We start from the raw sequence: 26,944 nt of genomic DNA, 5'->3' as shown, positions 1-26,944 counted from the left end.
GACGCGTCGGGTTGACGAAAAACCGGATTCCAGTTTTTCGCCCGACGCTCTATCGAAGCTGTCGCGAAGGGCAAATCCGGCGCGTTTGTCCTGCTTCAACGTCTGAAACAACATGCGGCGACATCGCATCACTCCGTGAAGTCTGAGCTGTCAGGACCAGATGACAAGCCGGATTTCAGGCCGGATTTCAGGGATGGCGCGTTGGCGACGAAACAGAAGCTCGCCGCGTAAACGTCGTTCACGCCCGGCAGAAAAGGCACGTCTTGAAAATAAACCTCAAATTCCCGGGCGCCCGCTTTGCATCCCCGCTCTGGAACGACCGTGCACCCGTCAGACAGGAGCTTTTCAGCACCGAACGGCTGGAACAGCACGCCATCAGCCTTGCGGCAGCCCAGCCGGTGTCAGGCAAGGCGCCCGCCGTCATGTCCCTGCACAAAAGGCTCAGTCGCAATGCCGCTGTCCTTCTGTCCGCATACCGGGCGAGCATCGCCGAACTGAGAAACGGGCGGGAAGTGGTGCCGGCGGCCGAATGGCTTCTCGATAACTATCATCTGGTCGAAGAGCAGATTCAGGAAATCAGAAATGACCTGCCGCCCGGCTATTATCGCCAGTTGCCGAAACTGGCCGATGGCCCGTTCGCCGGCTATCCAAGGGTTCTGGAACTGGCCTGGGCCTTTGTCGCGCATACCGACAGCCTGTTCGACCGCGACAAGCTGAAACGATTTCTGACAGCCTATCAGCAGGTTCAGCCGCTGACCATCGGCGAATTATGGGCGGTGGCGATAACGTTGCGGTTTGTCCTCGTCGAGAATCTGCGGCGGCTGGCTGACCAGATCACCGCAGGCGACGCGGCGCGCGCCGAAGCGTCAGCGCTGAGCGCGAGGCTTCTTGATCCGGAGGCAAAAGAGTCTGCCTTCGCTGTCAGCACTGCCGTGCACTCAAAGGCTCCCCTACCCGAACGTTTCGCCGCGCATCTGGCCAAGCAACTGCGAAATCGTGACCCCTCGACCACACCGGCACTGGCGTGGCTGGAGGAAAAGCTGGCGCAGCAAGGATCGTCGATCGAGGAAGCCGTCCAGCACTCCCAGCAAAGACAGGGCGCATCAAATGTCACAGTGCGCAACATCATTACGAGCATAAGGCTGATCTCCGACATCGACTGGACGGAAATGTTCGAAAGCGTCAGTCTGGTCGATGCGCGGATGCGCCAGGCCAGCTCTTTCGAGGACATGGATTTTCCGACCCGGGATCTCTACAGAAAGGCGATCGAGCAGCTTGCGCGCGGATCGTCGCTCACCGAACTGGAGGTCACCGAGAGAGCCCTTGATACGGCTCGGCGATCGCCTTCAGATCAAAACGACGCGATCGAGGCGGCACGCTCCGCCGATCCGGGCTATCACCTGATTTCCGAAGGCCGGCCCGCGCTTGAACGCGCGATCGGCTTTCGCCCGCCCGTGCGGCTCTGGCTCGGTCGCCTCAATATGCGGCTCGGAATTGCCGGCTATGTCGGAACCAGCCTGATCGTCACGGCGCTGCTGATATCCCTGTCGCTGTTTCTGTTGTCGCGGACAGGGCTTGAGGCAGGTTGGCTGGCGATGTTCGCGGCCGTCGCATTTCTGCCTGCCAGCGAGATGGCGACCGCTATCGTCAACCGGGCGATGAGTTGGGGTTCCGGGGCGACCATACTGCCCGGTCTTTCCCTCAGGCAGGGCGTGCCGCCGTCACTGCGCACGCTCATCGCCATTCCCACGCTCCTGACGAGCGAAGCGGATATTCTTGAGCAGGTCGAACGCCTTGAGGTCCATCATCTCTCCGGCGCCGGCGGCGATCTCATCTTCGCGCTTGTGACCGACGGAACCGACGCCGATGATGAAATCATGGAGTCGGATGAACGGCTGCTGGCCGTGGCCGCCGATGCAATCGCCCGATTGAACGAACACCATGAACCGGTCAATGGCGGCAACCGTTTCCTGCTCCTTCACCGCCGCCGCCTGTTCAATGCCGAAGAAGGCAAATGGATGGGCTGGGAACGCAAACGCGGCAAGCTTCATGAACTCAACCGCCTGCTGCGCGGAGCCGATGACACGAGCTTCATGCCGGTCGCTGGAACACCGCTTCAATTGCCCACCGATGTTCGCTATGTCATCACGCTCGATGCCGACACGCGCCTTCCGCGCGATGCCGCGCACCGCCTGATCGGCAAGATGGCGCATCCGCTCAACCGCCCGCGTTTCAGCGAAGCGGAACAGCGGATCGTCGATGGATACGGGATTCTCCAGCCGCGTGTAACGCCCTCGCTGCCGATCGGCCAGGAAGGCTCCCTGTATCAGCGCGTCTTTTCCGCGCCGGGCGGCATCGACCCTTACGCGGCGGCGGCCTCGAATGTCTATCAGGATCTTTTCGGCGTGGGCGCTTATACCGGCAAGGGCATCTATGATATCGACGCGTTCGAAAGCGCGCTTTCCGGCCGCGTGCCCGACAATGCGATGCTCAGCCACGACCTTTTCGAGGGCGCCTTCGCGCGCGCCGGCCTGGCGTCCGATGTCGAGGTCATCGAGGAATTCCCCGCCCGCTATGATGTCGACGCCAGGCGTCAGCACCGCTGGACGCGCGGCGACTGGCAGCTTCTGCCATGGCTGACCGGACAAGAGAAGAAAAACGGCGCGGTTCCCGTTGTCGGCCGCGGCATGATGATCGACAATCTCAAGCGCTCGCTGGCAGCGCCGCTGACGGTGCTGGCCTTCGCTCTCGCTTGGCTGATGCCGCTGCCTGCGGCACTGACGGCGACCGCGCTGCTCATCGCCGCCATGGCGATCCCCGCCTTTCTCCCCATCCTCTTCACCCTCATACCGCAAAACAGCGGCATTCATGTGCGCGGCCATGTTGCCGCGCTCGGCGCGGATCTGCGCCTTGCGGCGCTCAGAACATGTCTTGATCTCGCCTTCCTGCCGGATCGGGCATGGCGGATGACGGATGCCATCGCGAGAACGCTGATACGGCTCTACCGGACCCGCCGCCACCTTCTCGAATGGACCACCTCCGCCCAGTCGCAGGGGAGCCCGCGTCTGGATGCCGCCGGCTTCTATCGTCGCATGGCGCCAGGCACTTTGATTGGCCTCGCCATCGCCGTAGCGGCAAGTCTGTTGACACCTTCGTCCTTGCTGCTCGTTCTACCGTTCGCGCTTCTATGGCTCCTGGCGCCCGCGATTGCCCTCTGGGTCAGCCGGCCGCCGGCCGAAGGGGCCGGCCCCGCCATCTCTGATCAGGAGGCAGACGAGCTGCGGCTGATCGCCCGCCGCACCTGGCGTTTCTTCGAGACCTTCGTGACGCCCGAAAGCAACATGCTGCCGCCCGACAACTTTCAGGAGACCCCCAAGCCCGTCATCGCCGAGAGGACATCTCCGACCAATATCGGGCTCTATCTCCTCTCCGCCGTGGCGGCTCGCGATTTCGGCTGGGCCGGCAGGGCCGAGACCGTCGAAAGGCTTGAGGCCACGCTGAAGACGATGACGGCACTCTCAAAGCACAGAGGCCATTTTTTCAACTGGTATGCGACAGATGACATGCGCGTCCTCGATCCCGCCTATGTCTCGTCTGTCGACAGCGGCAATCTCGCCGGGCACCTGATCGCCCTCGCCAATGCCTGCGAGGCGTGGGCGGAGGCAGACGACGTGCCGGATGTCCGGGCAGGCATGAACGACAGCCTGACCCTCGCCCGGCAGGCATTTGACGCAATTGCCGGAAGCGGTCAACAGGGTGACGGGCACCTCACGCCCGTGCTCGACGACATCGAGGCCCGGCTGAACGGCTCGCTGTCCCTTGATACGGCTGAACCCATGCTGATGCGGCTTGCCGACAAGGCCGCCGCCATTGCGCGGGAGATGGTTCCGATAAGCCGGGAGGCTGCATGTTCCGACCTCATCTTCTGGCTCGCGGCCCTGAAGAAACAGATTGCCGAGGATACGCGCGACCGTCTGGGGGATAACGGCCTGGACCTTCGCCTGACGGCGATTGCCTCCGAAGCGCGGGCGATGGCGATGGCGATGGATTTCGCTTTCCTTCTCGATCCCGAGCGAAAGCTCCTGTCGATCGGCTACGCGCTCGCCGACAACAATCTCGATGCGAACTGTTACGATCTTCTCGCCTCCGAAGCGCGGCTCGCAAGCCTGTTTGCCATCGCCAAGGGCGATATCGAAACCCGGCACTGGTTCCTGCTCGGACGCCCGGCGACGCCGCTTTCGGGCGCTTCGGCGCTGGTCTCGTGGTCGGGCTCCATGTTCGAATATCTGATGCCCTCCCTGATCATGCGCGCACCCCAGGGCAGCCTGCTCGCGCAGACCAACCGGCTGGTGGTCAGACGCCAGCAAGCCTATGCGGAAACGCTCGGCACGCCATGGGGCATTTCCGAATCCGCCTACAATGCCCGTGACACGGAACTGACCTACCAGTATTCGAACTTCGGCGTTCCCGGCCTCGGCCTGAAACGCGGCCTTTCCGAAAATGCCGTCATCGCGCCCTATGCGACCGGTCTCGCCACGATGATCGATCCGGCCGGCGCCTGCGCCAACTACACCCGGCTTGCCGCACTCGGCGCGCTTGGCTCCTATGGTTTCTACGAGGCGCTGGACTTCACAAGCACCCGGCTTCCCGAAAAGGACAAGGTCGCGATCGTGCGCACGAGCATGGCCCATCACCAGGGCATGACGATTGTCGCGATCGTCAACACGCTCCAGGACGGCATCATGCGCACGCGTTTCCACCGCGAACCGATGATCCGGGCCTGCGAACTGCTGCTGCAGGAGCGCATTCCGCGCACTGTGACGAATGATCATAAAAGGGTCGATGAAGCACCGCTCTCACCCGCCAGATCCTCGCTTGGTCCCGATACGTCGCGCCGGATTGCCACGTCTGCCGCCGGTCCCCCGGTGACGCATCTGCTTTCGAACGGCCGCTATGCGGTGATGCTGACGGCCACCGGGGCGGGCTACAGCCGCTGGCGCGGCCTTGCGATCACCCGCTGGCACGAAGACGTCACGCGTGATGGCGACGGATCGCCCATCTTCATACGCGATGTCCAGAATGGCGCCGTCTGGTCCGCCGGCGCCCGGCCTCTGACCGAGGGCAGCGAACATGGCGATGTCGTCTTCGATGAGGATCGTGCACATTTCCTGTCTGTTCAGGGCGGGCTGACCACGACAATGGATGTCATGGTTTCCGGCGAGGACGATTGTGAGGTCCGTCGCATTTCCATCTCCAACGGCAGCAGGCGCCCGCGCGAGATCGAGATCACCTCCTATGCCGAACTGGTTCTCGCCCCGGTTTCCGCGGACACCGCCCATCCGGCATTTTCCAAGATGTTCGTCCAGACCGAATATTCCGCCGAATACGGCGCGCTGATCGCCACCCGTCGCCCGCGCACGCCGGAGGAAGCCGGCATCTGGGCCGCTCATTTCGCCGTGGTCGAAGGAAAGATCGCTGCCGATCCGCAATTTGAAACCGACAGGGCCCGGTTTATCGGGCGCGGCCGCACGGCCGCCACCGCCGCGGCCATGGACACCGACACGCCGCTTTCAAACACGGTCGGCACGGTGCTTGATCCGGTTTTCGCGATCCGCCAACGCGTCACGATCGCTCCCGGCAAGGTTGCCCGCATCGCCTACTGGACGGTCGTCGCATCGTCCCGGACCGAACTCGTCGACCTGATCGACAGGCATCTCGACCGCAGCGCCTTCGAACGCGCGAAGACACTGGCATGGACCCAGGCGCAGGTTCAGCTTCGCCACATCGATGTCAGATCCGGCGAGGCCGCTGATTTTCAGCGGCTGGCCGCGCCGATCATCTATGCGGACCCGCGTTACCGCGCATCCGGAGCCGAAATCGCGCGGGGCGCCGGGCCGCAATCGGGCCTCTGGCATCTGGGCATTTCCGGTGATTTTCCCATCGTGCTGCTCAGCATTGACGACCCGCACGACATGGCACAGGTCCATCAATTGCTGCGGGCTCACGAATACTGGCGGATGAAGAGCCTTGCTGTCGATCTGGTCATCATCAACGAGCGTGCCTCCTCCTACACCCAGGACCTGCAGACCGCGATCGAGGCGGCGCATCGCAGCAGCCAGTCGCGGCCGCGCCCCGGGATCGAACTGGCACAGGGCTCGGTCTTCGTGCTTCGGGCGGACCTGATGAGCGCCGAGGCGCACGCGCAGCTTCATTCGGTCGCCCGCGTGAAACTGAATGCCCGGCGCGGCCCGATCGCGGAGCAATATCCGGACCTGCCGGCATTACCTCCGGCGCATCCGTTGCCGTCAGCACCGAAGCGGGCACCGGCACCGGATGCGGCGCCTCATCAACGTCCCGCCCTCGAATTCTTCAACGGCCTCGGCGGTTTCGACAAGAATGGCCAGGAATATGTGACCATTCTCGAAGCGGGCGCCGTCACCCCCGCGCCCTGGATCAATGTGATCGCCAATTCCGGTTTCGGCTTTCAGGTGTCAGCGGAAGGAAACGGCTATACATGGGCGGAAAACAGCCGTGAAAATCAACTGACGCCGTGGTCGAACGATCCTGTCACCGATCCCGCCGGCGAAACGCTCTATATCCGCGACGAGGACACCGGCGAACTTTTCAGCGCGACCGCGCAGCCGATCCGGCGCAAAGGCGCCTATATCGCCCGCCACGGCTTCGGCTACAGCCGGTTCGAACACGAGGAAAACGGGATCTCTGCCGCGCTCCTTCAATATGTACCGCTGGCCGATCCGATCAAGATCTCGCGCCTGACGCTCAAAAACACCTCCGCCCGGCCACGCCGGCTGACAGTGACGAGCTACACGGCGCTTGTGCTCGGCGGCTCGCGCAGCGCAACCGCGCCTTTCCTGATCACCGGCATCGATCCGGAGACCGGCGCGCTGTTCGCGCGCAACCCATGGAGCGCGGGCTTTCCCGGTCGCATCGCTTTTGCCGACCTTGGTGGTGAACAGACGTCATGGACGGCGAATCGCAGCGATTTTCTCGGACACCGCGGCAATGCCGCCGCGCCGCGGGCGCTCATTCTTGGCGTACCCCTGTCAGGCGCCGTCGGTGCGGGCCTCGATCCCTGCGCCGCCCTGCAGCGGACGATTGCCTTAAGCCCCGGCGAAACGATAGAAATCGTTGCGTTCCTTGGAGAGAGCGGCTCTGCGGATGAGGCCCGCAGCCTGCTGTCGCGCTATCGCGAGATCGATCTTGACACGGTCCTGCAGGACGTCACCGACCACTGGAGCGACCTTTTGCAGACCGTACAGGTCAGGACGCCGGACCGGGCGATGGATATCATGCTGAACGGCTGGCTTCTCTACCAGACGGTCGCCTGCCGTATCCGGGCGCGCTCCGCCTTCTATCAGGCGAGCGGAGCCTATGGCTTCCGCGACCAGCTTCAGGATGGCATGGCATTGACCCTTGCCCGGCCCGAAGAGACCCGGCATCACCTCCTGCGCGCCGCCTCCCGGCAGTTCGTCGAGGGCGACGTCCAGCATTGGTGGCTGCCACAGTCCGGCCAGGGCGTCAGAACCCGCATCTCCGATGACCGGGTCTGGCTCGCATTCGCGGCCGCGACCTATGTCAGGACAACCGGTGACGAGGCGGTGCTCGATGTTGCCGTGCCCTTCCTTGAGGGCCCGCCACTGGAGCCCGGCCAGCACGATGCCTTCTTCCATCCGACGATCGCTGCCGAGACGGCCTCGCTTTTAGAACACATGGCCCGCGGCCTCGACCAGTGCATCGCGTTGACCGGAGAGCACGGCCTGCCGCTGATGGGCACCGGCGACTGGAACGACGGCATGAACCGCGTCGGCGAGGGCGGCAAGGGTGAGAGCGTCTGGCTCGGCTGGCTGCTGCTGGCCGCCATCGATCTTTGTGCTCCGCTCGCCGAACACCGCGACCGGCAACGTGGCCAGCGCTGGCGGGCCCATGCCGCCACGCTGCGCGCGGCCATCGAAACCCATGCCTGGGATGGCGAATGGTATGCCCGTGCAACCTTCGACGACGGCACATGGCTCGGCGCCAGCGACAATCAGGAATGCCGGATTGATTCCATCGCGCAATCCTGGTCCGTCCTGTCCGGCGCCGGGGATCCGACACGCGCCGCCACCGCCATGGCTTCGCTCGAGCGGCATCTCATCCGCCGCGACGACGGGCTGGCGCTGCTGTTCACCCCGCCCTTCGATGACGGGCCACGCGATCCCGGCTATATCAAGGGCTATCCTCCGGGCCTGCGCGAGAATGGCGGGCAGTACAGCCATGCGGCCATGTGGGCGATCATGGCCTTTGCCAGATCCGGCGCCGGCGGCAAGGCGCACGCGCTGTTCGAACTCCTGAACCCCATCAACCATGCCCTGACCGCCGCGGATACCGAGCGCTACAAGGTCGAACCCTATGTCGTCGCCGCCGATGTCTATTCCGTCGCGCCGCATGTCGGCAGGGGCGGCTGGACATGGTACACGGGCTCCGGCGGCTGGATGTATCGCGCGGGGATCGAAGGTATTCTCGGGATCCGGCGCGAGGGCAAATTCCTGATTGTCGATCCATCCATTCCCGCCGAATGGCCGGACTTCGAGGCCGTCGTGACGGTCGATAAAACCCGGTTCAGCATCCGCGTCGACAATGCCCGGCAACCGGGCTCGGGCGCCTGGAATGCCGTTCTCGACGGCAATGTCGTCGCGGCATCAGCGGGGCCCGTGCGCGCGCCCATCGACGGAGCGGACCATGTCCTGCTTCTTGGATAAGCGGCAGTTGATATGCGCGGCACGCAGCCCCCCTGGAGCCGTGCCAGGTTGTTTTGCCATGCCGGTTTTCGGCAATTCTCAACTCAAACCAGTTGAAGCCTTCCGATATCGTCAACCTTGTTCTGCAGGGCTGCCCGATCGAGGGCTGCGCCCTGGAGCCCGGCGAAGGGCTGAATGCGCCGGCTCATGGCCTGATAGGTCTGGCGAAACAGTTCGAGGCGTCTATCGTCGCTGAGGTCGCCCGCCGCTGGGTCCGGATGTCCCCAATGCGCCGTCACCGGCTGTCCGGGCCAGACCGGACATTCCTCATTGGCCGCCTGATCGCATACCGTGAAAACGAAATCCATTCTCGGGGCCGCCGGCTTCTGAAACTCGGCGATCGAAATTGCCTGCAGACCTGAAGTCGCATGACCGTTTTCTTTCAGAACCTGCAGGGTCATGGGATGAACCGTGCCATCTGACGACGTGCCTGCGGAATAGGTTACAAACCGGTCGGGCGCGCTGTCGCGAAGGATAACTTCGGCGAAGATCGATCGCGCTGAGTTGCGCGTACAGACGAACAGGACATTGAATGTGCGGCGATCGTTCGTTTCAAACGCGATCGCGCGATTATCATTGTTTGTCCGGCCACGACAGCAATCCTGCGAGAGGAAGCCTGTCAGCGCTTTCGCGCCGGCGAGATCGGCGCTGTACAACAGGGAGTTTCCCTCACGGTCCTGATGGACCAGGCCTGCACGCCGCAGAACGGACAGATAGATCGAAAGCGTCGAGCGTTTATAGCCAAGTGTTTCGGCCAGTTCACCGGCTGCTATGGATTGCGGATATCTTCGAACCAGAACGCGGAATACGTGGAGCCGTTCGGCGTGCCCGAGTGCATCGAGCATCCCGACCATGTCATCTATCATTACGTGCATGCCTCTTCAATGCAGTCATAAGTCCGGTTTAAGCTTATGGCCGGAAGAGACAACGTTTTTGTGTCAGCCGCAAGTTTTAGAGCGTCGGGCGAAAAAGTGGCTACCGGTTTTTCGTTAACCCGACGCGTCAAGATAAAGAAGCTAGAACATCGGGCGATGCCAACTCATCGCCCGATGCTCTAGCCGAGGGCGTAGCCGATCCCCCTGATGGTTCGAAGCGGGTAGTTCACTTTCTTCTGGTTGAGCGCCTTGCGCAAACGGCCGATGTGAACATCCACGCTGCGAATATCGACATCGCCTTCGCGCCGTCCGACGCGTTCCAACAATTGTTCCCGCGTGAACGGGCGGCCGGGACGGGCCATGAAGGCCGCAAGCAGGCGATATTCTGTGGGGCCGAGATGCACGGGACGCCCTTCGACATAGACGCGCAGCGCGTCTTCATCCAGAGCGATGCGCTCGAAGGTAAGACAGGGTTTTACCTTTCCGGACTCGAAACGGCGAAGCTGAACATGGAGCCGCGCCGTCAGCTCCGATGGAGAATAGGGCTTGGCCAAGTAGTCGTCGGCGCCCAGTTCCAGCCCCTTGACCTTGTCTTCCTCGTCGGAATTGCCGGACAGAATGATCAGCGGGATCTGCCTCGTGGCGCTGTCCTGTTTGAAGCTGCGGCACAGGTTGAAGCCATAATCATTCGGCGCGACCCAATGGAAAAGAACGATGTCCGGTCGCTCGTCTCTTCCCGCCTGCAGCGGCGTCTTGCCATCCATCGCCACGCATGCGGCATATCCACTGTCCAGCAGATGCCGGAACAGGGAGTCCCTTTCGACCATCCCGTTTTCGACAACGAGAATTCTGGGTTTCAGCAGATCGAGTGCTTTCTGCTTCAGCATGGCGGTTCCCGTCTTATTTGTTGATTGACCTGTCTGGCGATTCGCGTCTGCTCATGAAAATCACTTCCTCAGCAATATTCGTGGCGTGGTCACCGATACGCTCCAGGCTTTTGGCGGCAAACAGCAGATGGATGTCGGATTTCAGTTTCGAGGTGTCTCGCCGGCTGCCCGCCAGAACAAGGTGAAACAGGTCGTCATGGATCACATCGATACGCCTGTCGCCGCGCACCACCTTGTGCGCCAGGTCAACATCCCGGCGCACAAGGGCATCATCGGCATCTTCCAATGCTCCCAGCACCGCGGCATGCAACTGTCTGAACAGTTCAGCTGCATCCCCCGATATCCGGGAGTTGCGGTCCGCAATGGCGCGCTTGGCGATATTCTTGGCATGATCCGCCGCGCGCTCAAGGTTTCCCGCGCTGTGCTCGATGGCGATGACCTGTCGCAGGTCACCGGCCACCGGCTGGTAGCGCACCAGTATATCCAGGCAGCGGGCGCGGATCGTTTCCAATTCGCGGTCCACGACCAGATCGTTTTCAACCACTTCACCGGCGCGCACCAGATCGTTGTCGAGAAGCACATGGGCAGCGCTTGCTACCATCGACTGAACATGCTCCGCCATGATCAGGATGGCGGCGGACAGGTCGCTCAGTGCCTGTTCAAAGGCTTGCAGTGTATGTCGCTTTTCCATTTGCTTCCTTTCGGCATCTCCTCAACCGTAGCGCCCGGTGATGTAGTTCTCCGTGCGGGGATGTTTGGGATTGTTGAATATCTGGCTTGTTTCACCGAATTCTGTCAGTTCACCCAGATACATGAATGCCGTGCGGTGCGAGATACGCGCCGCCTGTTGCATGTTGTGGGTGACGATCACGATGGTCACCGATTGCGCAAGCTCCTGGACCAGATCCTCTACCTTGGCCGTCGCTATCGGATCGAGCGCCGATGTCGGCTCGTCCAGAAGCAGGATTTCCGGGTTCGGAGCCAGACCGCGTGCGATGCACAGACGCTGCTGCTGCCCGCCCGAAAGGTCGTAGGCCGAGCCATTGAGCTTGTCCTTGACCTCGTCCCAGATCGCGGCGCGCTTCAACGCGCTTTCCACCGCTTCGTCGATCACCTGGCGTTTGCTGATCCCGCGCACGCGCAAGCCGGCAGCCACGTTCTCGTAAATCGACTTGGGGAAGGGATTCGGTTTCTGGAACACCATGCCGATGCGCAGCCGCACCAGCACTGGATCGGCATCGCGGCCGACAAGGTTCTCGCCCTCCGGCTCCAGAATTACCCGTCCCTCGTAGCGGTTGCCGGGGTAGAGATCATGCATCCGGTTGAGACTGCGCAGAAGCGTGGACTTGCCACATCCCGAGGGCCCGATGATCGCCGTCACCTTGCGGTCGAGGATCGGCATGCTGACACTCTTGATCGCCTGAAAGCCGTTGGCGTAGTAAAAGCTGAAATCCTCAATCCGGGCGCGTAGCGCGTCGCTCTCTGCCGCAGCCTTGATCGGAGGCGGCATGGCCGCCTCGCGTTCATCTTGAAGTCTGGCTTTCTCGATCTCGGCGTCTGCTTTTTCGACGGTCATGTTATCATCAGTCATGGTTCAGTTCCTGTGTCCTTTGCGGAGCCGGTACCGGATCCAGATGGCGATGCCGTTGAGCGAGAAGGTGAGCGCGATCAGCACCACACCGGTTGCGGCAGCGGCGGTGTGAAAACCAGCCTGAGGCCGGGAAATCCAGTTGAACATCTGTATCGGCAGCACGGTGAATCCGTCGTTGAGCCAGGCGAAGGAGATGAACGGAAACGCTCCGGTCACGGGTGCCGGCGGCAGGAAGGCGATGAAGGTCAGCGCGCCGATCGTGATGATCGGGGCGGTCTCGCCGATGGCACGGCTGAGGCCCACGATGGCGCCGGTCAGGATGCCAGGCCGCGCTGCCGGTATGATGTAGTGCCACATCACCTGCCATTGATCGGCTCCAAGGCCATAAGCACCCTCCTTGATGATCGCGGGGATCGAGCGCACCGCCTCGCGGGTCGAGACGATCACGATCGGCAGGATCAGCAATGCGAGCGTCATGCCGGCCACGAGGATCGTCTTGCCGAGGTTGAACCCGTAGACGAAGAGACCGAGCGCCAGAAGACCGTAGATGATCGAAGGTACGCCGGCGAGGTTGGACACGTTGATCTCGATGAAGTTCGAGAGCCACCCCTTCCTGGCATATTCCTCCAGATAAAGCCCCGCGCCGATCCCGATGGGAATGGCGAGGAAAGCGGTTACCAGCATGACCAGAAGCGAGCCGACCCATGCCGACAGAATACCCGCCCGCTCCGGCACGCGCGACGGATAGCTGGTCAAGAAATCGTAACTGATGCGGGTGGCCCCGCGAATGACCAGATCGCCGATCAGCGTCAGAAGCAGCGCCATTGCGATGGCCATGACGATCACCCCGCCGGAGGCGAAGATGATGTCTCTTTTCTTAGCGCGCGCGACGGCGTCGAACGCCTCCTGGTTGGTCGAGACACCGTTGCCAAACGTTCCTTCGGTTGTGGTAACCATCTCAGTATGCCTCGCGGAATTTGCGGCGCAGGTAGAAGCCGATGACATTGAAGGTGAGCGTGATGACAAAGAGCAGAAGACCCACCGCAAAGATCGACTCGTATGCGACCGACCCATGCGCCACGTCACCGAGGCTCATCTGCACGATATAGGCTGTGATTGTCGCGGCACCCTCGCGCGGGTCCCATGTCAGGTTCGGGTTCTGGCCTGCTGCGATCGCCAGCACCATCGTCTCGCCCACCGCGCGCGACATGCCGAGGATGAAAGCGGCGGTAATGCCCGAAAACGCGCCGGGGATGACGATGCGCGTCGCCACCTGCCATTTCGCCATGCCGAGCGCGTAACCGCCTTCGCGCAGGCTGTTGGGCACGGCGCGCATCGCATCTTCAGAGACAGAGACCACGTAAGGCAGGATCATGATGCCGAGGATGATGCCGGGCACCAGCAGGTTGATCCCCTTCAGCCCGGGAATGAACTGTTGCAGAAATGGCGTCATCACCAGAAGCGCGAAATAGCCATAGACCACCGTGGGCACCGCCTCGAGCATTTCGAGCGCAGGCTTCAGTGTCTCACGCACCGCCGGTTTGGCATATTCGCTGAGATAGATCGCCATGATCAGGCCGAAAGGCACCGCGATGATCATAGCAAGCCCCGCCGTTTGCAATGTCGCGGCCAGGAGAGGCAACACCCCGAATTGCGGGTCTGCGAAGACCGGCGTCCACATCGTGCCGAACAGGAAATCGAACAGCGGCACATGGGCAAAGAACCCGGCCGAGTCGCGTATCAGAATATAGACAATGGCGAATGTGACGAACACTGACAGCGCGGCGCACAGGAACAGAAAAACCCTCATGCCCCGGTCGATCAGCCGCCGTCTTTTGACAAAACCGCTGTTGATGAGTTCCGCTGAACTGGGAATGGAATTTACGGGCACGGCAACCTCGCTTGTCCGAAAAATGGATACGGCGGGTCCGAAGACCCGCCGCAAAGGTGACCAGCCCTTAGTTGGCAGCCTTCAGAAGATCGTCGGGCGTGACGCCGACCTTGGAACCGCCGTCGAAGAACGACCCGGTCGCGCGGGCATTGATCTTTTCTTCAGCCCGCGAGAACGCCTTGCTGGGCAGCGCCAGATAGCCGGTGGAGGACACGAGTTCCGGTGCGAGTTCCGGGTTGAACATGAACTTCGCGTAATCCTCGACATTCGCCTTCGTGTCCAGATGCTCTTTGTTCGCGTAGATGAACAGCGGACGGGTCAGCGGCTGATACTCACCGCTGGCCGCGGTTTCGGTGGTCGGCGCAACGCACTCACCGCCGTTGAACGAGATTTCCAGCGGCTTCACGCGGCCACGGTTCTCTTCGACATAGGCCAGACCAAGGAAGCCGATGGCATCAACGTCGGTCGACACGCCCTGGATCGTGATGTTGTCGTCTTCGGTCGCGGTGAAATCGCCGCGCGAGGCGCCCTCTTCGCCGATGATGGCGAAGGTGAAGTAGTCATAGGTGCCCGAATCGGTGCCGGCGCCGAACAGGGTCAGCGGCTGGTCCGGGTATTCCGGGTTCAACTGGTTCCAGTTGTTGACGACGCCCTGGGCTTTGGTCTCGTAAGCCGTCTTCAGCTCTTCGACGGTCATGCAGTTGATCGGGTTGTCGGGGTTCACGATCACGGCCAGCGCGTCCATGGCGACGGGCATTTCGAGGAACTCGATGCCGTTCTCGGCGCAAAGCTCCGCTTCCGAGGTCTTGATCGGGCGCGACGCGCCGGAGAAGCTGGTCTCGCCGCGGCAGAACTTCTTGAAGCCGCCGCCGGTGCCGGACACGCCGACGACGACGCGGTTGCCGGTTGCGATCTGGTATTCCTCGGCAAACGCCTCGGATACGGGGAACACGGTCGACGAGCCGTCAACCTGGATGGCATCTTCCTGGGCTGCGGCCTGATAGGCGAGCAGTGAGGCTGCGGTGAGAACGGTGACTGAAAGTATCTTTTTCATTGGAATAATCTCTCCTGGCTGGATCTGGTGTCGAATCCATTCGGGTTTCAACGGGTGGTCCCCGGAGGACGGTAAAACACAGTCTTGTTACAGTTTCATGAAATTGCAACATAGATGGTTTATTGCGACTTGCAGCGGCTCGTTCGGGTGTCGCGAAGATCCAGTGCAATCGGCATTCGGGTGAAACAGGAGGTTTCAGCCAGTCCGGAGCCAAAGCGACGGCGTAATCGATTTGCCGATCCGCCTTGCCGACCCGCCTTGCCGGCATGGCTTTGCGCGGGTCGGCGTCCGGTCACAGTCACGACGCTACTGGCAAACGGCGCTTCCGCGCATTTTCCACACCGACATGAAAATGAGAGTTCGGCCATGACAAGCAATCAGAACTTCAACATTCTCTTTCTCTGCACCGGAAACTCGGCGCGGTCGATCATGGCTGAAGCCATTCTCAACACGGAGGGCAGAGGTCGCTTTCAGGCCTTTTCGGCAGGTAGCCGACCGAAAGGCGCTGTTCATCCGCTCGCGCTCAAGGTGCTGACGGCGCAGGACTACCCGATTGAGGGGCTCCACTCGAAGAGCTGGGATGCCTTTTCGGGCCCCGATGCGCCCCGGTTCGACTTCATATTCACGCTCTGTGACAGCGCGGCGGGAGAGGCCTGCCCGATAGCGCGCGGGGCCGCAAAGCGGGCGCATTGGGGGATTGAAGACCCCGCCGCTGTCGAGGGGACGGATGCGCAAAAGGAACTGGCCTTTGTGCAAACGGCACAATTCCTCAAAAGCCGGATCAAGGCGTTTCTGAGCCTTCCGGTGGAGACAATCGAAAAAATGGCGCTGGAAAGCAGGCTGAACCAGATCGGCCGTATGGAAGGCGCAACGGACCTCGCGGCAAAGAGCGAGTGAATGCCGAATGAGACATTTCCGGTTCAAGGCCTTTGCAGCGGTATCGGCGCGGGGTCACCGCAGCTTTGCTAGTCGGGAATTTCATTATCATTGACCTGAAAACGGCCACCGGGGCCGCAGCGTTGTATAGCTGTAATAAAACGCTGCTAAGCCCGGCCGAAATGATATCCAAACAATGATCGGAGATAATAAAATGCGTCGTGCTCTTCTTGCAGCAGCCGCTCTGGTTGCTATGACAGTACCTGCTTTTGCAGATTTCACCCTGGACAGCCGCTACACGGATGCAGACGGCGACCTGATTGCCGATATCCCGTCCGATCCGGCTGAGCTTGTCGATCCTTCCGTGCTGATCTTCGCCTATACGCCGGTTGAAGACCCGGCTGTCTACGCCGAGGCATGGAAGGACTTTCTGACGCATATAGAAGAGGTTACCGGCAAGCGGGTCCAGTTCTTCCCGGTCGATTCCAACGCCGCCCAGATCGAAGCCATGCGTGCCGGCCGCCTCCATATCGCAGGCTTCAACACCGGCTCGAACCCACTGGCCGTGGCCTGCGCCGGTTTCCGTCCGTTCACCATGATGGCCGCCGAGGACGGTTCATTCGGCTACGAGATGGAAATCATCACCTATCCAGGCTCCGGCATTGCCGAAGTTGAAGACATCAAGGGCAAGGCCCTGGCGTTTTCGTCCGAGACCTCCAATTCAGGTTTCAAGGCCCCGTCGGCCATTCTGAAATCCGAATACGGCATGGAAGCCGGCACGGATTTCGAGGCCACTTTCTCCGGCAAACACGACAACACCATCCTCGGCGTGGCCAACAAGGACTATCCGGCCGGCGCCATCGCCAATTCGGTGCGCAAGCGCATGGTTGCCCGCGAGGTGATCACGGACGATCAGGTCGAGATCATCTACACCTCGCAGACCTTCCCCACCACCGGCTATGGCTTGGCGCACAATCTGACGCCCGAGCTTCAGGACAAGATCAAGGAAGCCTTCGCCTCCTTCGAATGGGAAGGGTCGACGCTGGAAGAGGAGTTCTCCAAGTCCGGCGAAGCACAGTTCATCCCGATCACCTTCAAGGACAACTGGGCCGTGATCCGCCAGATCGACGAGGCAAACGGCGTTTCCTACAATTGCCAGTAAGAACTGGTATCATCCTTTCGAACGGGCGGAGATCATCCGCCCGTTCCCTTGTTGTGGAGCCGTCATGCTCGAACTCAAATCGCTGACCAAAACCTACAAGACCGGCGACAAGGCCCTGAACGACGTCAGCCTCACCGTGCCGGAAGGTCAGGTTGTCGGACTGATCGGTCCCTCCGGCGCCGGAAAATCCACGCTGATCCGCTGCGTCAACCGCCTCGTCGAGCCGACCTCCGGTTCGGTTGCAATATCCGGCAAGTTGATCACAGGCCAGGGGCAGCGCGAATTGCGGGCCATGCGTCGCCGCATCGGCATGATTTTTCAGGAATATGCCCTGGTCGAACGGCTGACCGTCATGGAAAATGTTCTGTCCGGCCGGCTGGGCTATGTCGGGTTCTGGACCAGCTTCACCCGCCGCTACAGCGCGGACGATATCGGTCTTGCCTATCGGCTGCTGGATCGCGTCGGCCTGATGCACCAGGCCGACAAGCGCGCCGACGCGCTCTCCGGCGGCCAGCGGCAACGTGTCGGCATCGCCCGCGCGCTTGCCCAGGAACCCGAACTGCTGCTGGTCGATGAGCCGACGGCCAGCCTCGATCCCAAGACAAGCCGCCAGATCATGCGGCTTCTGATCGAAATCTGCGCCGAACGCAATCTTCCCGCCATTGTGAACATTCACGACGTGCCGCTGGCGCAGCAGTTCATGCAGCGCATTATCGGACTGCGTGCCGGCGAGGTGGTGTTTGACGGCCCCCCCGACGCGCTGAGCGAGACAGCGCTGACCGAGATTTACGGCGCGGAAGACTGGAACGCGATGCGCAAGGGCGCGCAGGAAGACGAGAGCGCCGAAGCCGAAGAGGCGGCCGTGCTTGCGAGGCTCGGCGCATGAGCAATTATCCGACGACTTATCCGACGACATGGAAGCGTCCGCCGCAGGTATTCACCCATCGCGGCTGGCGGATAGGGCTTCAGATCGGGTTTGCGGCCTGGTTCGTTCTCGCGCTTGCCACGCTCGACCCGAACTGGGCGCGGATCGTCGAAGGCTGGTCGCGGGGCGCGCGCTTTCTGGTCGGCTTTCTGCAACCCGATTTTACCAGCCGCTGGAGCGATATCTCAAAGGGGCTGATCGAGAGCCTGACAATGACGCTGACCTCGACGGTGGCCGGCGTCATCATCTCCGTGCCGGTCGGCATCGGCGCGGCGCGCAATGTCTCGCCCAAGATTGTCTATCTTGTCTGCCGTTCGATCATCGCCGTCAGCCGCTCGCTGCAGGAAATCATCATCGCGATCTTCTTTGTGGCGATGTTCGGCTTTGGCCCGTTTGCCGGGTTCCTGACGCTGAGCTTTGCCACGATCGGCTTTTTGTCGAAGCTTCTGGCGGAAGACATCGAGGATATCGACGAGGCGCAGGCGGAGGCGATCAGGGCAACCGGCGCTTCATGGATGCAGATGATCAACTACGCCATCCAGCCGCAGGTCATGCCGCGCCTCATCGGCTTGTCGCTCTATCGCCTCGACATCAATTTCCGCGAAAGCGCAGTGATCGGCATTGTCGGCGCGGGCGGCATCGGCGCGACCCTGAACACCGCCATCGACCGCTATGAATATGACAGCGCCGGCGCGATCATCCTGGTCATCATTCTCCTCGTCATGGCGGCGGAGTACGGTTCCAGCTATATCCGGAAGTTCCTGCAATGAGCGACGCCCCTTATCCCGCGGTCTGGCGCCGCCGCACATCCCGGCAATCGCTGATGATCTGGGCCGGCTGGTTTGGCCTCGTTGCGCTGACCGTCTGGTGCTGGCAGGTTATGACGCGCGACACGATCTGGGCTTTCGTGAGCGATGCGCCGAAGCAGGCCGCCGATATCGGCAGCCGGATGTGGCCGCCGCGCCTGTCTTACATGAACGAGCTCTGGGCGCCGCTCTGGGACACTTTGAACATGGCCACGCTCGGCACCATGCTGGGTGTCGTTCTTGCCGTTCCGGTCGCCTTTCTGGCGGCGCGCAACACCACGCCATCGGCCATGATCCTGCGGCCTGCGGCCCTGTTCGTCATCGTGGCCAGCCGTTCGATCAATTCGCTGATCTGGGCGCTTCTGCTGGTCGCCATCATGGGGCCGGGCCTCCTGCCCGGCGTCATAGCCATCGGCCTGCGCTCGGTCGGCTTCATCGGCAAGCTGCTCTATGAGGCGATTGAAGAGGTTGACGCGACGCAGGTCGAAGCCATTGCCGCGACCGGCGCCAGCCACGCCCAGATCCTGGACTATGCCATCGTTCCGCAGGTGCAGCCCGCCTTCTGGGGCATCACCGTGTTCCGCTGGGACATCAATATCCGCGAAAGCGCGATCCTCGGCCTTGTCGGCGCCGGCGGTCTCGGTCTGAAACTGCAGTCATCGCTCAATGTGCTGGCCTGGCCGCAGGTCACGATGATTCTCGTCGTCATTCTCGCAACCGTCATTGTGTCGGAATGGGTATCGGCAAGGGTGCGACAGGCGATTATCTAGATGTGGACTGTCAGGAGGTTGTCCGCTCGGAGCGGCGAAGGAATGGCCGGAGCATCGCCCGATGCTCTGGTGCGCACCTGGTTTCCTGCGTCAGCAGAGTTGAGCGGGACAGCGGATAGTGCTGCCCCGCTCCTTCATTCTACGCCGACAGCCAGGCCTCGAGTTTGGCCTTGTCCGGCAGTCCCCCCGCGTGAACGAGCCTGCCGTCAACCGCTATGCCCGGTGTCGACATCACGCCTGCCATCGCTATTGATTTCGGATCGGTCACCTTTTCAATGTCGGCGGCAATGCCGAGCTTTTCGGCGGCGGCTTTCACCATGGCTTCCGTTGCTTCGCAGCGTTTGCAGCCGGGGCCATAAATCCTGATCGATTTCATGATCGTTCCTTTCAGAGGATGAGGTTGAACAAGAAGCCCGTGGCCAGAATACCGGCAGACACAACGGCGATGAAAATCGCGATCAGCCGGTAGGTCAGCACCTGTTTGAGGATGATCATCTCGGGCAGGGAAAGCGCGATGACCGACATCATGAAGGCCAGCGTCGTGCCAAGGGCAGCGCCCTTGCCCAGGAGCGCTTCGACGATCGGGATAACGCCCGCGGCATTGGTGTACATCGGCACGCCGACGATGACGGCAGCCGGAACAGACCACCACGCCTCGCCGCCCATGACCCGGAGCATGAGCGCTTCAGGAACATAACCGTGGATCAGCGCCCCGATGGATATCCCGACCACGACCCAGATCCAGACCTTGCCGACAATCTCCCGGACCTGTTCAAGGCCGATCTTCAACCGGTCGGCAAAACTCGTCCGCTCCTCGGGGAGGTCGCCCGCCGGTCCCGCATTGATATCCCGCACCCACGCCTGAAGGTAGCGCTCCAGCCGCATCTTCCCGAGAGCCCAACCGGCAATCGTGGCGATGGTGAAGCCGAAGACGAGATAGATCGTCGCAATTTTCCAGCCGACAAGGCCATAAAGCAGGCCTAGTCCGACAGGTCCGACCATCGGACCTGCGATCAGAAAGGAAAACGTGACGCCAAGCGGAATCCCGGCTGAAACGAAGCCGATGAAAAGCGGTACGGAGGAACATGAACAAAAGGGTGTGAGAACGCCGAGAGCCGCGGCCATGGGGTAGCCGAAAATCTGGCGTCTTCCGGCAAGCAGTGCGCGGGTTTTCTCCGGACTGAACCAGCTGCGCAACACGCCGGTGACAAACACGATGCCGGTCAGAAGCAACAAGACCTTGGGAACATCATAGAAGAAAAAGGCAATCGCCTCGCCGGTGTGGCTTTGGCGGTCGACGGGAAAAAGCGTGGTGGCCCATTCGGAGAAGGCGATCAGTTGACCATAGGCCAGCCACCAGATCACCGAAGCGCCCGCGATGCCGAGATACCATCTGAGGGCGGAACCATCCCGCCCGCTTTTCAACCTCTGCGTCGCGATAGTCATGCGCTTTGCCTTTCCGCATAAGCTTCAGCGGCCAGAACCGCATCGATCACCGCCGCGAATTCGGGCCTGATGTCCGGATTCTTGCGATAGCGCACCCATTGTGCATCGCGCCGGTCGAGGATCAGCCCGGCATCCCGCAGCACTTTCAGATGGCGCGACATGCGGCTCTGGGTGGCCCCCAGCCGCGTCATCAATTCACACACGCAATGCTCCCGATCATTCCAGATCAGGGCCAGCGCCGCGCGGCGGGTCGGGTCGGAGATCGCGTCCAACAAATCCTGCATGACTGTTTCTTATGCGTATCAGCGCATATGCGTCTTGATTCATATCAACGGCGCGCGTGAAAAGCGCCCCGCGGTACCCGCAAGCGTGGGAGGCTCTCCGAAACCATGCCTCGATTTTGAAGTTCAGCTGAAGTCGTTGCTGATCTCGCTTCGCTTTGGACGCTATGACGGAAAACCAGAAGGATATGCATTCTGCACCGGCATTTCGGCCACAACGCCGGCGCAGAGTTTTAAAATGAATTAGGAGTTCTCGGAGGTGACAGGTCCCGGCGCCTGCCTGCCGGCAGGCAGCACGACCACCTTTGCACCGTCCGGCACACGGCGATAGAGATCCATGACGTCCTGGTTCATCATCCGGATGCAGCCTGACGACATGGACTGGCCGATCGACCATGGTTCGTTGGTGCCGTGGATCCGGTAAAGCGTATCCTTGCCATCCTCGAACAGATAGAGCGCCCGGGCACCGAGCGGGTTCGTCGGCCCGCCATCCATTCCGCCTGCCCATTTCTGATAGGTGTCCGGATCTCGCCTGATCATGTCCTGCGTCGGCGTCCATGTCGGCCATTCGCGCTTGTAGGCGACATTGGCCGTACCGGACCATTCCATGCCTGCACGACCGACACCCACGCCGTAGCGCATGGCCTTGCCGTCATCCATCACCAGATAGAGGAACCGGTTTTCCGGATCGACGACCAGCGTGCCCGGCTGCTCGCCGGTCGGATCATCAACGATCTGGCGCCGGAATTCGGGGTCGAACTGCCTCAGATTGACGGCCGGTACATTGAACGGCTCATCGGTGACGGCCGCGTATCGCGCGTCCTCAAGAACCGGCTTCGGCATTTCCGGCTGAGGGGGCGCACCAGTTGATGCGCAGGCAGAAAGACCTGCGACCACGAGCACCGGAAGCAACCTGACGGGAAGATACCTCATTCGACGCGTTCTCCCGCGGCATGACGGCGCCGGGCCTCCGCCACCGTTTCCCTGAAGCCATCGTAATCGAGCGTCGACGTCATCATCGGGCCAATCAGATAGGTCGGCGTCGACACAAGGCCGAGCGCGTCGCCCTGTTCCATCGTGCGCCCCAGAAGCGCGGCGATCTGGTCGTGATGGCCGGTGACGTCATCCTGCAACTGCTGCATGTCGACGCTCGTCGCGCGCACCGCTTCGAGCATCTGGTCCTCGCTGACCTGATGACCCGGCACGGCCATCAATGCGTGATGCACTTCGTCATATTTGCCCTGATACTTGGCCGCGAGCGCCAGTTGCGCGCCATAGACAGAAGCCTCCGAAAGCACCGGCCAGTCCTTGTAGACGAGCCGGATATTGCCATCCTCTTTGACGATGCGGTCGAGGTCGGGCGCCGACTTCTTGCAGAACGGGCAGTTATAATCGAGGAAGGCGACGATGGTGACGTCACCCTCGGGATTGCCCGCCTCGGGCGCGTCGGGGTCGTGCAGAATGGCGTTGATGTCAATATTCTGGGTCATTGCGGGCATGCCCCCGACAACTGTGAAAGCCGCCAGCATGGCGGCGGCCAGGAAGGTCCTGCGCTTCATATCGGTCTCCTTCATTGGTCCTCAGGCGCCGGCCCGGGACAGGTTTTGAGCGATGGTTTCGGTGGTGATGGCGCCGGTGATCCGCGAATTGCCGACCTCCTGGCCGTCGCGATCGACGAGGAAGAGCGTCGGCGGGCCGACGACGGAAAACCGGTCCATCAATGCCCGCGCGTCGCGGTTCTGACGGGTGACGTCGACAATGATCACGGCAACGTCCCGAAGGCGCGCGGCAATCGCCGGTTCGGCCATGATCTTCTCGTTGGACTTGCAGATCGTGCACCAGTCAGCGGTGAACGAGACCAGCACCGGCGTTCGCCCGGAGCCGGCAAGCGCTTCGTCAAACGCAGACAGAGAAGTGACCTGCTTTTCAGCGACCTGATGCCGGGGTTCAGAAGCGCCGGCCAGAAATGCCAGCGGACGCAGCGGGTCGCCTTCGCCGGCCGCCGCGCCGACAAGCATGACCGCGCCGGCAATGAACGTCACGAGACCGCCGGCCTTGGCTGCGCGCTGTCCCCAGCCGCTTGTGGCAGAAAGGCGATCAAAGGCGCCGGCAAAGACGGCGAGACCGATGGCCACCGCGCCCCAAAGGGCAAGCGAGACGGCCGGCGGCAGAAGCCGCGCAACGAGCATCACGGCGACGCCAAGAAAGACGATACCGAAGGCCTGACGGATCACGACAAGCCAGGGACCGGATTTCGGCAGGATACGGGCCCCGAAGGTGCCGAAGGCAATCAGCGGCATCCCCATTCCGAGCCCCAGTGCAAAAAGCGCGATGGCGCCCTTGGCCGCCTCGCCGGTCTTGATGGCATAAAGCATGGCCGCCGCCAGAGGCGGGGTGACGCAGGGGCCGATGATGAGCGCGGAGCCAAAGCCCATAACAGCGGCGCCCGCCACCGAACCACCGCGACCGTGACCGGCAAGACGTGAGGCAAGCCCCGGGGGCAGTTGAAGCTCGAAAACACCGAACATGCCGAGGGCAAGCACCACGAACACGGTCGCCGACAGGCCAAGCGCCCAGGGCGTCTGGAGCGCCGCCTGCAGATTGGCGCCGGACAGGCCGGCGAACAGGCCGACCAGCCCGTATGCCGCGGCCATCGCCAGCACATAGGAAAGCGACAGGATAAACCCCCGACCGGTCGAAAGCCTTTTGCCCGCTCCGGCCAGCGTGGCCGACAGGATCGGAATCATCGGGAAGACGCAGGGCGTCAGCGACAGCAGCAGGCCGAAGCCCAGAAATCCCGCAACCATCAGGAATAGATTGCCGGTGAGATAGGATGCCGTCCGATCGGCTTCACGCGTTCCGTCCGCCTTGCCGGTGGTGTCCGGATCGGTTTGTCGAATGATCGTCGGGGTTTGCCAGGGACCGCGCTCGGCCGCGGCAGCGCTCAGCCGGCTCTCGCTCCCCGATATCGAAAGGTTTGCCAGATCAAGGGTCTTTTCGACCGGCGGGTAGCAAATCCCCTGTTCGGCACAGCCCTGATAGGTCACCGTCAGCGTACCGGTTACAGGCTGTTGCGGGAGCGCGGCCCTGACACGATTGTGGTAGACTTCCACACGGCCGAAGTTCGGATCCTGTTTTTCTTCGCCTTTAGGCAAGGCGAGTGGAACCGGTGCTCCGTCCTCGCCTGCCTTCAGGCTGTCGCGATAAAGATAGGTGCCTGGCGCGATCGTCCAGTCCAGCGTTACGGCGCCTTTGCTGTCGCGGTCGGCCTGCAGGCGAAAGACCTCATCGGCTGGTCGTGGCATCTCAGCGCAGGAAACGCCCGCCATGCCGGCAAGCAGCAAAACGGCGACAGGGAAGGCAAGCAGGAACCTGATCATTGCGGTCATGGGCCATTCTCGATTGAGCAAGTGGCCCCAGATCGTTGCGTCAGCTTAAGCCAGTCTTAAGCTTTCGGGAAAAGAAGGGTCCCGTTCATACGGGAAGACGGAAAACGCCATGCGCATACTTGTGATCGAGGATGATCCCGTCCTGGCCGATGGCCTTGCCGTTGGCCTGGGGCTGAATGGCGAGACTGTCGATGCCGTCGCCACCTGTGTGGATGCGCGCGCGGCAATCAGTGCCGGCCGGTTCGATGCGATCATCCTCGACCTCATGCTGCCGGACGGCTCCGGGCTCGACCTGTTGGCAGAGATAAGACGGGCCGGCAACCGGACGCCCGTGTTGATGCTGACCGCGCTTGACGAAACGTCGGACCGGATCCGCGGGCTTGATGTCGGCGCCGACGATTACATCGGCAAGCCCTTCGATCTGGAGGAACTCGCCGCGCGTCTGCGCGCCGTCACGCGCAGGGGGCATGGGCGCGCCGGACCGACCCTGACCGCCAATGGCATCGCGCTTGACCCTTCCAGGATGCTGGTGAGCGTTGACGGACGGGACGTCATCCTTTCACGCCGCGAATTCGCGATCCTGATGGCGCTGATGGAGCGGCCAGGCGTTATCCGATCCCGGCAGGAGCTCGAAGACCGGCTCTACGGCTGGCAGGAAGAAATCGAGAGCAACGCCATCGAGGTCCACATCCATAACCTGCGGGCCAAGATCGGCCGGACCAGCATCGACACGGTTCGCGGGCTTGGCTACCGCATGAGGCCGGTCTGATGAACTCTCTGCGCCGCCGCCTGTTCATTCTTCTGGTTGTCGCTTCCGCCGCCATCTGGGCCGCGGGCGTGATCTGGATTTCCACATGGAGCCGGCTGGAGGTTCAGCACGTGCTCGACACCCGCCTCCAGGAGGCCGCACGCATGGTGCATTCGCTGGTTTCCACCAGCGATATCAATGCCGCGCGCGAAAATGGCGCGTTTGCGCCGGTTGACTATGAAAAGCAGCTTTCCTGCCAGATCTGGTCGCTCGACGGACATCTTGTTGCCCGTTCCAGCGGTGCGCCGGCTGAAAGCATCGCGCTGAACGAAGCGGGTTTCGGTGACGCCGAGGTCAATGGCGAGGCATGGCGGGTTTACACCATCATTGATGTCGACAAGGGCGTACGCGTGGCGGTGGGCGACCGCATCGGCCTCAGAGACCGGCTGGTGCGCGACCTTCTGGCCGGCCTGGTGATCCCCGCAGCGCTGATATTGCCGGTGTTCGGCTTCCTGATCTGGCTCAGCCTCGGGCGCGGCCTTCGTCCGCTCAACCGTATCGCCCATGATATCACGGCCCGCGATGGCGAAGACATGCGCGCCATCGATGCCGAGGACGCGCCGCTGGAAGTGCGGCCGCTCGTGGATGCGCTGAATGGCCTGTTCGGCAAGGTCGATGCTGCCCGCAGACACGAGCGCGAACTGACAGCCTTCGCCGCCCATGAGCTGAAAACCCCGCTTGCCGGACTGCGCATGCAGGCCCAGATCGCCCGCGCGGCCAAGGACGACACGATCCGCGACCAGGCGCTTGGCCAGATCCTCGTCTCGGTCGACAGGACCGACAGGCTGGTTCGTCAGTTGCTGACGCTGGCGCGACTGGAGGCCGAACCGGAGAAGGTCAGGCGTGAGCGGCTCATCATCGGCGACATACTGGACGATGTCGTCGAAGGCATTCCGAAGAGTGGCGAGACGATGTTCGATGATGAACTCGCCCGCACGGCTTTGGTCACCAACGCCGAGATGCTGCATCTCGTCCTGCGCAACCTGCACGAAAACGCGCTTCAGCACGCCGGGAAGGACGGTCGCGTGCGATGGCGCGTCACGGCCAATGGCGCGGGAATTTGCGTCGAGGACAGCGGGCCAGGCGTGCGCGAAGACGATCTGGCATTGCTGACGCGGCGCTTCTATCGCGGTCGCGACAACAGAATGCCGGGAACCGGCCTCGGGCTTACGATAGCAGCGATGGCCGCAAGCCGCCTGGGCGCGGCACTCACCTTCGATAATCTCCCTGACCGCAAGGGCTTCCGCGTGACCATCAGCCCGCTTTGAGATGGCATCGGGAAGGCCAGAAAAGCCGCGAGGTTTCGGCGATTTACCTCAGTCGGCAAACTGCTCATCCGGGGATCGAGAGCCGGACAGGAATTCACACTTGGTCGATTGAGCGGT

General features: G+C 62.0%; 22 protein-coding genes. 9 read left to right on the top strand and 13 right to left on the bottom strand.

What is annotated here, in order from left to right:
* Window positions 1-263 precede the first annotated feature (263 nt).
* Entirely contained in the window at window positions 264-8,759 is an 8,496-nt protein-coding gene (locus HQ843_RS00900; protein ID WP_180900251.1) for a GH36-type glycosyl hydrolase domain-containing protein, read from the top strand.
* Between the two features lie 83 nt (window positions 8,760-8,842).
* On the opposite strand, the gene HQ843_RS00895 is transcribed toward HQ843_RS00900, so the two are convergent.
* From HQ843_RS00895 to HQ843_RS00865, 7 genes are all read right to left on the bottom strand, one after another.
* Window positions 8,843-9,664 (bottom strand): arsenate reductase/protein-tyrosine-phosphatase family protein, encoded by an 822-nt coding sequence (locus tag HQ843_RS00895; protein ID WP_246710244.1) that lies wholly within the window; start codon window positions 9,662-9,664, stop codon window positions 8,843-8,845.
* 188 nt (window positions 9,665-9,852) lie between these two features.
* Window positions 9,853-10,560 carry a winged helix-turn-helix domain-containing protein gene (locus tag HQ843_RS00890; protein WP_180900253.1) on the bottom strand — a complete coding sequence of 236 codons (708 nt, stop codon included), beginning with the start codon at window positions 10,558-10,560 and terminating at the stop codon, window positions 9,853-9,855.
* 13 nt (window positions 10,561-10,573) lie between these two features.
* Window positions 10,574-11,251, bottom strand: a complete 678-nt coding sequence (phoU, locus tag HQ843_RS00885) for a phosphate signaling complex protein PhoU (RefSeq protein WP_180900254.1) — start codon at window positions 11,249-11,251, stop codon at window positions 10,574-10,576.
* A 21-nt stretch (window positions 11,252-11,272) separates the two neighbouring features.
* Entirely contained in the window at window positions 11,273-12,070 is a 798-nt protein-coding gene (pstB, locus tag HQ843_RS00880) for a phosphate ABC transporter ATP-binding protein PstB (protein WP_180902002.1), read from the bottom strand.
* Between the two features lie 84 nt (window positions 12,071-12,154).
* The gene (gene pstA / locus HQ843_RS00875; RefSeq protein WP_180900255.1) at window positions 12,155-13,108 is read right to left on the bottom strand and encodes a phosphate ABC transporter permease PstA; all 954 of its coding nucleotides are present in this window, start codon (window positions 13,106-13,108) and stop codon (window positions 12,155-12,157) included.
* 1 nt (window position 13,109) lies between these two features.
* Window positions 13,110-13,961 (bottom strand): phosphate ABC transporter permease subunit PstC, encoded by an 852-nt coding sequence (gene pstC / locus HQ843_RS00870; RefSeq protein WP_180900256.1) that lies wholly within the window; start codon window positions 13,959-13,961, stop codon window positions 13,110-13,112.
* 148 nt (window positions 13,962-14,109) lie between these two features.
* Window positions 14,110-15,096: a PstS family phosphate ABC transporter substrate-binding protein gene (locus HQ843_RS00865; protein ID WP_180900257.1), complete on the bottom strand. Its 987-nt coding sequence runs from the start codon at window positions 15,094-15,096 to the stop codon at window positions 14,110-14,112.
* A gap of 366 nt (window positions 15,097-15,462) precedes the next feature.
* Between HQ843_RS00865 and HQ843_RS00860 the strand changes: the two genes are divergently transcribed.
* The 5 genes from HQ843_RS00860 (at window position 15,463) to phnE (HQ843_RS00840) (ending at window position 19,635) form a co-directional block, all read left to right on the top strand.
* Complete coding sequence (locus HQ843_RS00860; RefSeq protein WP_180900258.1) at window positions 15,463-15,993, top strand: arsenate reductase ArsC; 531 nt, start codon at window positions 15,463-15,465, stop codon at window positions 15,991-15,993.
* Window positions 15,994-16,186: 193 nt separating this feature from the next.
* A complete protein-coding gene (gene phnD / locus HQ843_RS00855) occupies window positions 16,187-17,134 on the top strand; it encodes a phosphate/phosphite/phosphonate ABC transporter substrate-binding protein (RefSeq protein WP_180900259.1) in 948 nt (315 codons plus the stop codon).
* A 64-nt stretch (window positions 17,135-17,198) separates the two neighbouring features.
* A complete protein-coding gene (gene phnC / locus HQ843_RS00850; RefSeq protein ID WP_180900260.1) occupies window positions 17,199-18,020 on the top strand; it encodes a phosphonate ABC transporter ATP-binding protein in 822 nt (273 codons plus the stop codon).
* Window positions 18,017-18,829 carry a phosphonate ABC transporter, permease protein PhnE gene (gene phnE / locus HQ843_RS00845; protein ID WP_180900261.1) on the top strand — a complete coding sequence of 271 codons (813 nt, stop codon included), beginning with the start codon at window positions 18,017-18,019 and terminating at the stop codon, window positions 18,827-18,829. The genes phnC and phnE (HQ843_RS00845) overlap by 4 nt, the downstream gene beginning before the upstream one ends.
* Window positions 18,826-19,635, top strand: a complete 810-nt coding sequence (gene phnE, locus HQ843_RS00840) for a phosphonate ABC transporter, permease protein PhnE (RefSeq protein WP_180900262.1) — start codon at window positions 18,826-18,828, stop codon at window positions 19,633-19,635. The genes phnE (HQ843_RS00845) and phnE (HQ843_RS00840) overlap by 4 nt, the downstream gene beginning before the upstream one ends.
* A 139-nt stretch (window positions 19,636-19,774) precedes the next feature.
* Here phnE (HQ843_RS00840) and HQ843_RS00835 read toward each other — a convergent pair whose 3' ends face one another.
* The 3 genes from HQ843_RS00835 to HQ843_RS00825 are packed head-to-tail and all read right to left on the bottom strand — an operon-like array spanning window position 19,775 to window position 21,353.
* A complete protein-coding gene (locus HQ843_RS00835) occupies window positions 19,775-20,011 on the bottom strand; it encodes a thioredoxin family protein (RefSeq protein ID WP_180900263.1) in 237 nt (78 codons plus the stop codon).
* 11 nt (window positions 20,012-20,022) lie between these two features.
* A complete protein-coding gene (locus HQ843_RS00830; RefSeq protein WP_180903378.1) occupies window positions 20,023-21,081 on the bottom strand; it encodes a permease in 1,059 nt (352 codons plus the stop codon).
* Window positions 21,078-21,353, bottom strand: coding sequence for an ArsR/SmtB family transcription factor (locus HQ843_RS00825; RefSeq protein WP_371824609.1), 276 nt, complete (start codon window positions 21,351-21,353; stop codon window positions 21,078-21,080). Before HQ843_RS00825 ends, HQ843_RS00830 begins: the two co-directional genes overlap by 4 nt.
* A 10-nt stretch (window positions 21,354-21,363) precedes the next feature.
* Here HQ843_RS00825 and HQ843_RS00820 point away from each other — a divergent pair, with 10 nt between their 5' ends.
* Entirely contained in the window at window positions 21,364-21,609 is a 246-nt protein-coding gene (locus HQ843_RS00820) for a hypothetical protein (protein WP_180903376.1), read from the top strand.
* On the opposite strand, the gene HQ843_RS00815 is transcribed toward HQ843_RS00820, so the two are convergent.
* The 3 genes from HQ843_RS00815 to dsbD are packed head-to-tail and all read right to left on the bottom strand — an operon-like array spanning window position 21,606 to window position 24,751.
* On the bottom strand, window positions 21,606-22,295 hold the full coding sequence (locus HQ843_RS00815) for a L,D-transpeptidase (protein ID WP_180900265.1): 690 nt from the start codon (window positions 22,293-22,295) through the stop codon (window positions 21,606-21,608). The two genes, HQ843_RS00820 and HQ843_RS00815, sit on opposite strands and share 4 nt — an antisense overlap.
* Window positions 22,292-22,921, bottom strand: a complete 630-nt coding sequence (locus HQ843_RS00810) for a DsbA family protein (RefSeq protein WP_180900266.1) — start codon at window positions 22,919-22,921, stop codon at window positions 22,292-22,294. Before HQ843_RS00810 ends, HQ843_RS00815 begins: the two co-directional genes overlap by 4 nt.
* A gap of 21 nt (window positions 22,922-22,942) precedes the next feature.
* Complete coding sequence (gene dsbD, locus HQ843_RS00805) at window positions 22,943-24,751, bottom strand: protein-disulfide reductase DsbD (protein WP_180900267.1); 1,809 nt, start codon at window positions 24,749-24,751, stop codon at window positions 22,943-22,945.
* A 109-nt stretch (window positions 24,752-24,860) separates the two neighbouring features.
* Here dsbD and HQ843_RS00800 point away from each other — a divergent pair, with 109 nt between their 5' ends.
* Both HQ843_RS00800 and HQ843_RS00795 read left to right on the top strand, forming a co-directional pair.
* On the top strand, window positions 24,861-25,520 hold the full coding sequence (locus HQ843_RS00800) for a response regulator (RefSeq protein ID WP_180900268.1): 660 nt from the start codon (window positions 24,861-24,863) through the stop codon (window positions 25,518-25,520).
* Window positions 25,520-26,827: an ATP-binding protein gene (locus tag HQ843_RS00795; protein ID WP_180900269.1), complete on the top strand. Its 1,308-nt coding sequence runs from the start codon at window positions 25,520-25,522 to the stop codon at window positions 26,825-26,827. Before HQ843_RS00800 ends, HQ843_RS00795 begins: the two co-directional genes overlap by 1 nt.
* Window positions 26,828-26,944: the final 117 nt, after the last annotated feature.

Origin of the sequence: Martelella sp. NC20, from assembly GCF_013459645.1 — a bacterium.
Taxonomy (GTDB): Bacteria; Pseudomonadota; Alphaproteobacteria; order Rhizobiales; family Rhizobiaceae; genus Martelella.
This window is presented reverse-complemented; position numbering and strand designations above follow the sequence as displayed.

What these genes read in the sequence shown, in the direction of transcription:
- phnE (WP_180900262.1), top strand. Translation starts at nt 18,826, where the DNA reads ATGAGCGACGCCCCTTATCCCGCGGTCTGGCGCCGCCGCACATCCCGG.
- HQ843_RS00795 (WP_180900269.1), top strand. Translation starts at nt 25,520, where the DNA reads ATGAACTCTCTGCGCCGCCGCCTGTTCATTCTTCTGGTTGTCGCTTCC.
- pstA (WP_180900255.1), bottom strand. Translation starts at nt 13,108, where the DNA reads ATGGTTACCACAACCGAAGGAACGTTTGGCAACGGTGTCTCGACCAAC.
- HQ843_RS00860 (WP_180900258.1), top strand. Translation starts at nt 15,463, where the DNA reads ATGACAAGCAATCAGAACTTCAACATTCTCTTTCTCTGCACCGGAAAC.
- HQ843_RS00820 (WP_180903376.1), top strand. Translation starts at nt 21,364, where the DNA reads ATGACTGTTTCTTATGCGTATCAGCGCATATGCGTCTTGATTCATATC.
- phnC (WP_180900260.1), top strand. Translation starts at nt 17,199, where the DNA reads ATGCTCGAACTCAAATCGCTGACCAAAACCTACAAGACCGGCGACAAG.
- HQ843_RS00835 (WP_180900263.1), bottom strand. Translation starts at nt 20,011, where the DNA reads ATGAAATCGATCAGGATTTATGGCCCCGGCTGCAAACGCTGCGAAGCA.
- HQ843_RS00890 (WP_180900253.1), bottom strand. Translation starts at nt 10,560, where the DNA reads ATGCTGAAGCAGAAAGCACTCGATCTGCTGAAACCCAGAATTCTCGTT.
- HQ843_RS00815 (WP_180900265.1), bottom strand. Translation starts at nt 22,295, where the DNA reads ATGAGGTATCTTCCCGTCAGGTTGCTTCCGGTGCTCGTGGTCGCAGGT.
- phoU (WP_180900254.1), bottom strand. Translation starts at nt 11,251, where the DNA reads ATGGAAAAGCGACATACACTGCAAGCCTTTGAACAGGCACTGAGCGAC.
- HQ843_RS00830 (WP_180903378.1), bottom strand. Translation starts at nt 21,081, where the DNA reads ATGACTATCGCGACGCAGAGGTTGAAAAGCGGGCGGGATGGTTCCGCC.
- pstB (WP_180902002.1), bottom strand. Translation starts at nt 12,070, where the DNA reads ATGCCGCCTCCGATCAAGGCTGCGGCAGAGAGCGACGCGCTACGCGCC.
- HQ843_RS00865 (WP_180900257.1), bottom strand. Translation starts at nt 15,096, where the DNA reads ATGAAAAAGATACTTTCAGTCACCGTTCTCACCGCAGCCTCACTGCTC.
- pstC (WP_180900256.1), bottom strand. Translation starts at nt 13,961, where the DNA reads ATGAGGGTTTTTCTGTTCCTGTGCGCCGCGCTGTCAGTGTTCGTCACA.
- dsbD (WP_180900267.1), bottom strand. Translation starts at nt 24,751, where the DNA reads ATGACCGCAATGATCAGGTTCCTGCTTGCCTTCCCTGTCGCCGTTTTG.
- phnD (WP_180900259.1), top strand. Translation starts at nt 16,187, where the DNA reads ATGCGTCGTGCTCTTCTTGCAGCAGCCGCTCTGGTTGCTATGACAGTA.
- HQ843_RS00810 (WP_180900266.1), bottom strand. Translation starts at nt 22,921, where the DNA reads ATGAAGCGCAGGACCTTCCTGGCCGCCGCCATGCTGGCGGCTTTCACA.
- HQ843_RS00800 (WP_180900268.1), top strand. Translation starts at nt 24,861, where the DNA reads ATGCGCATACTTGTGATCGAGGATGATCCCGTCCTGGCCGATGGCCTT.
- phnE (WP_180900261.1), top strand. Translation starts at nt 18,017, where the DNA reads ATGAGCAATTATCCGACGACTTATCCGACGACATGGAAGCGTCCGCCG.
- HQ843_RS00895 (WP_246710244.1), bottom strand. Translation starts at nt 9,664, where the DNA reads ATGATAGATGACATGGTCGGGATGCTCGATGCACTCGGGCACGCCGAA.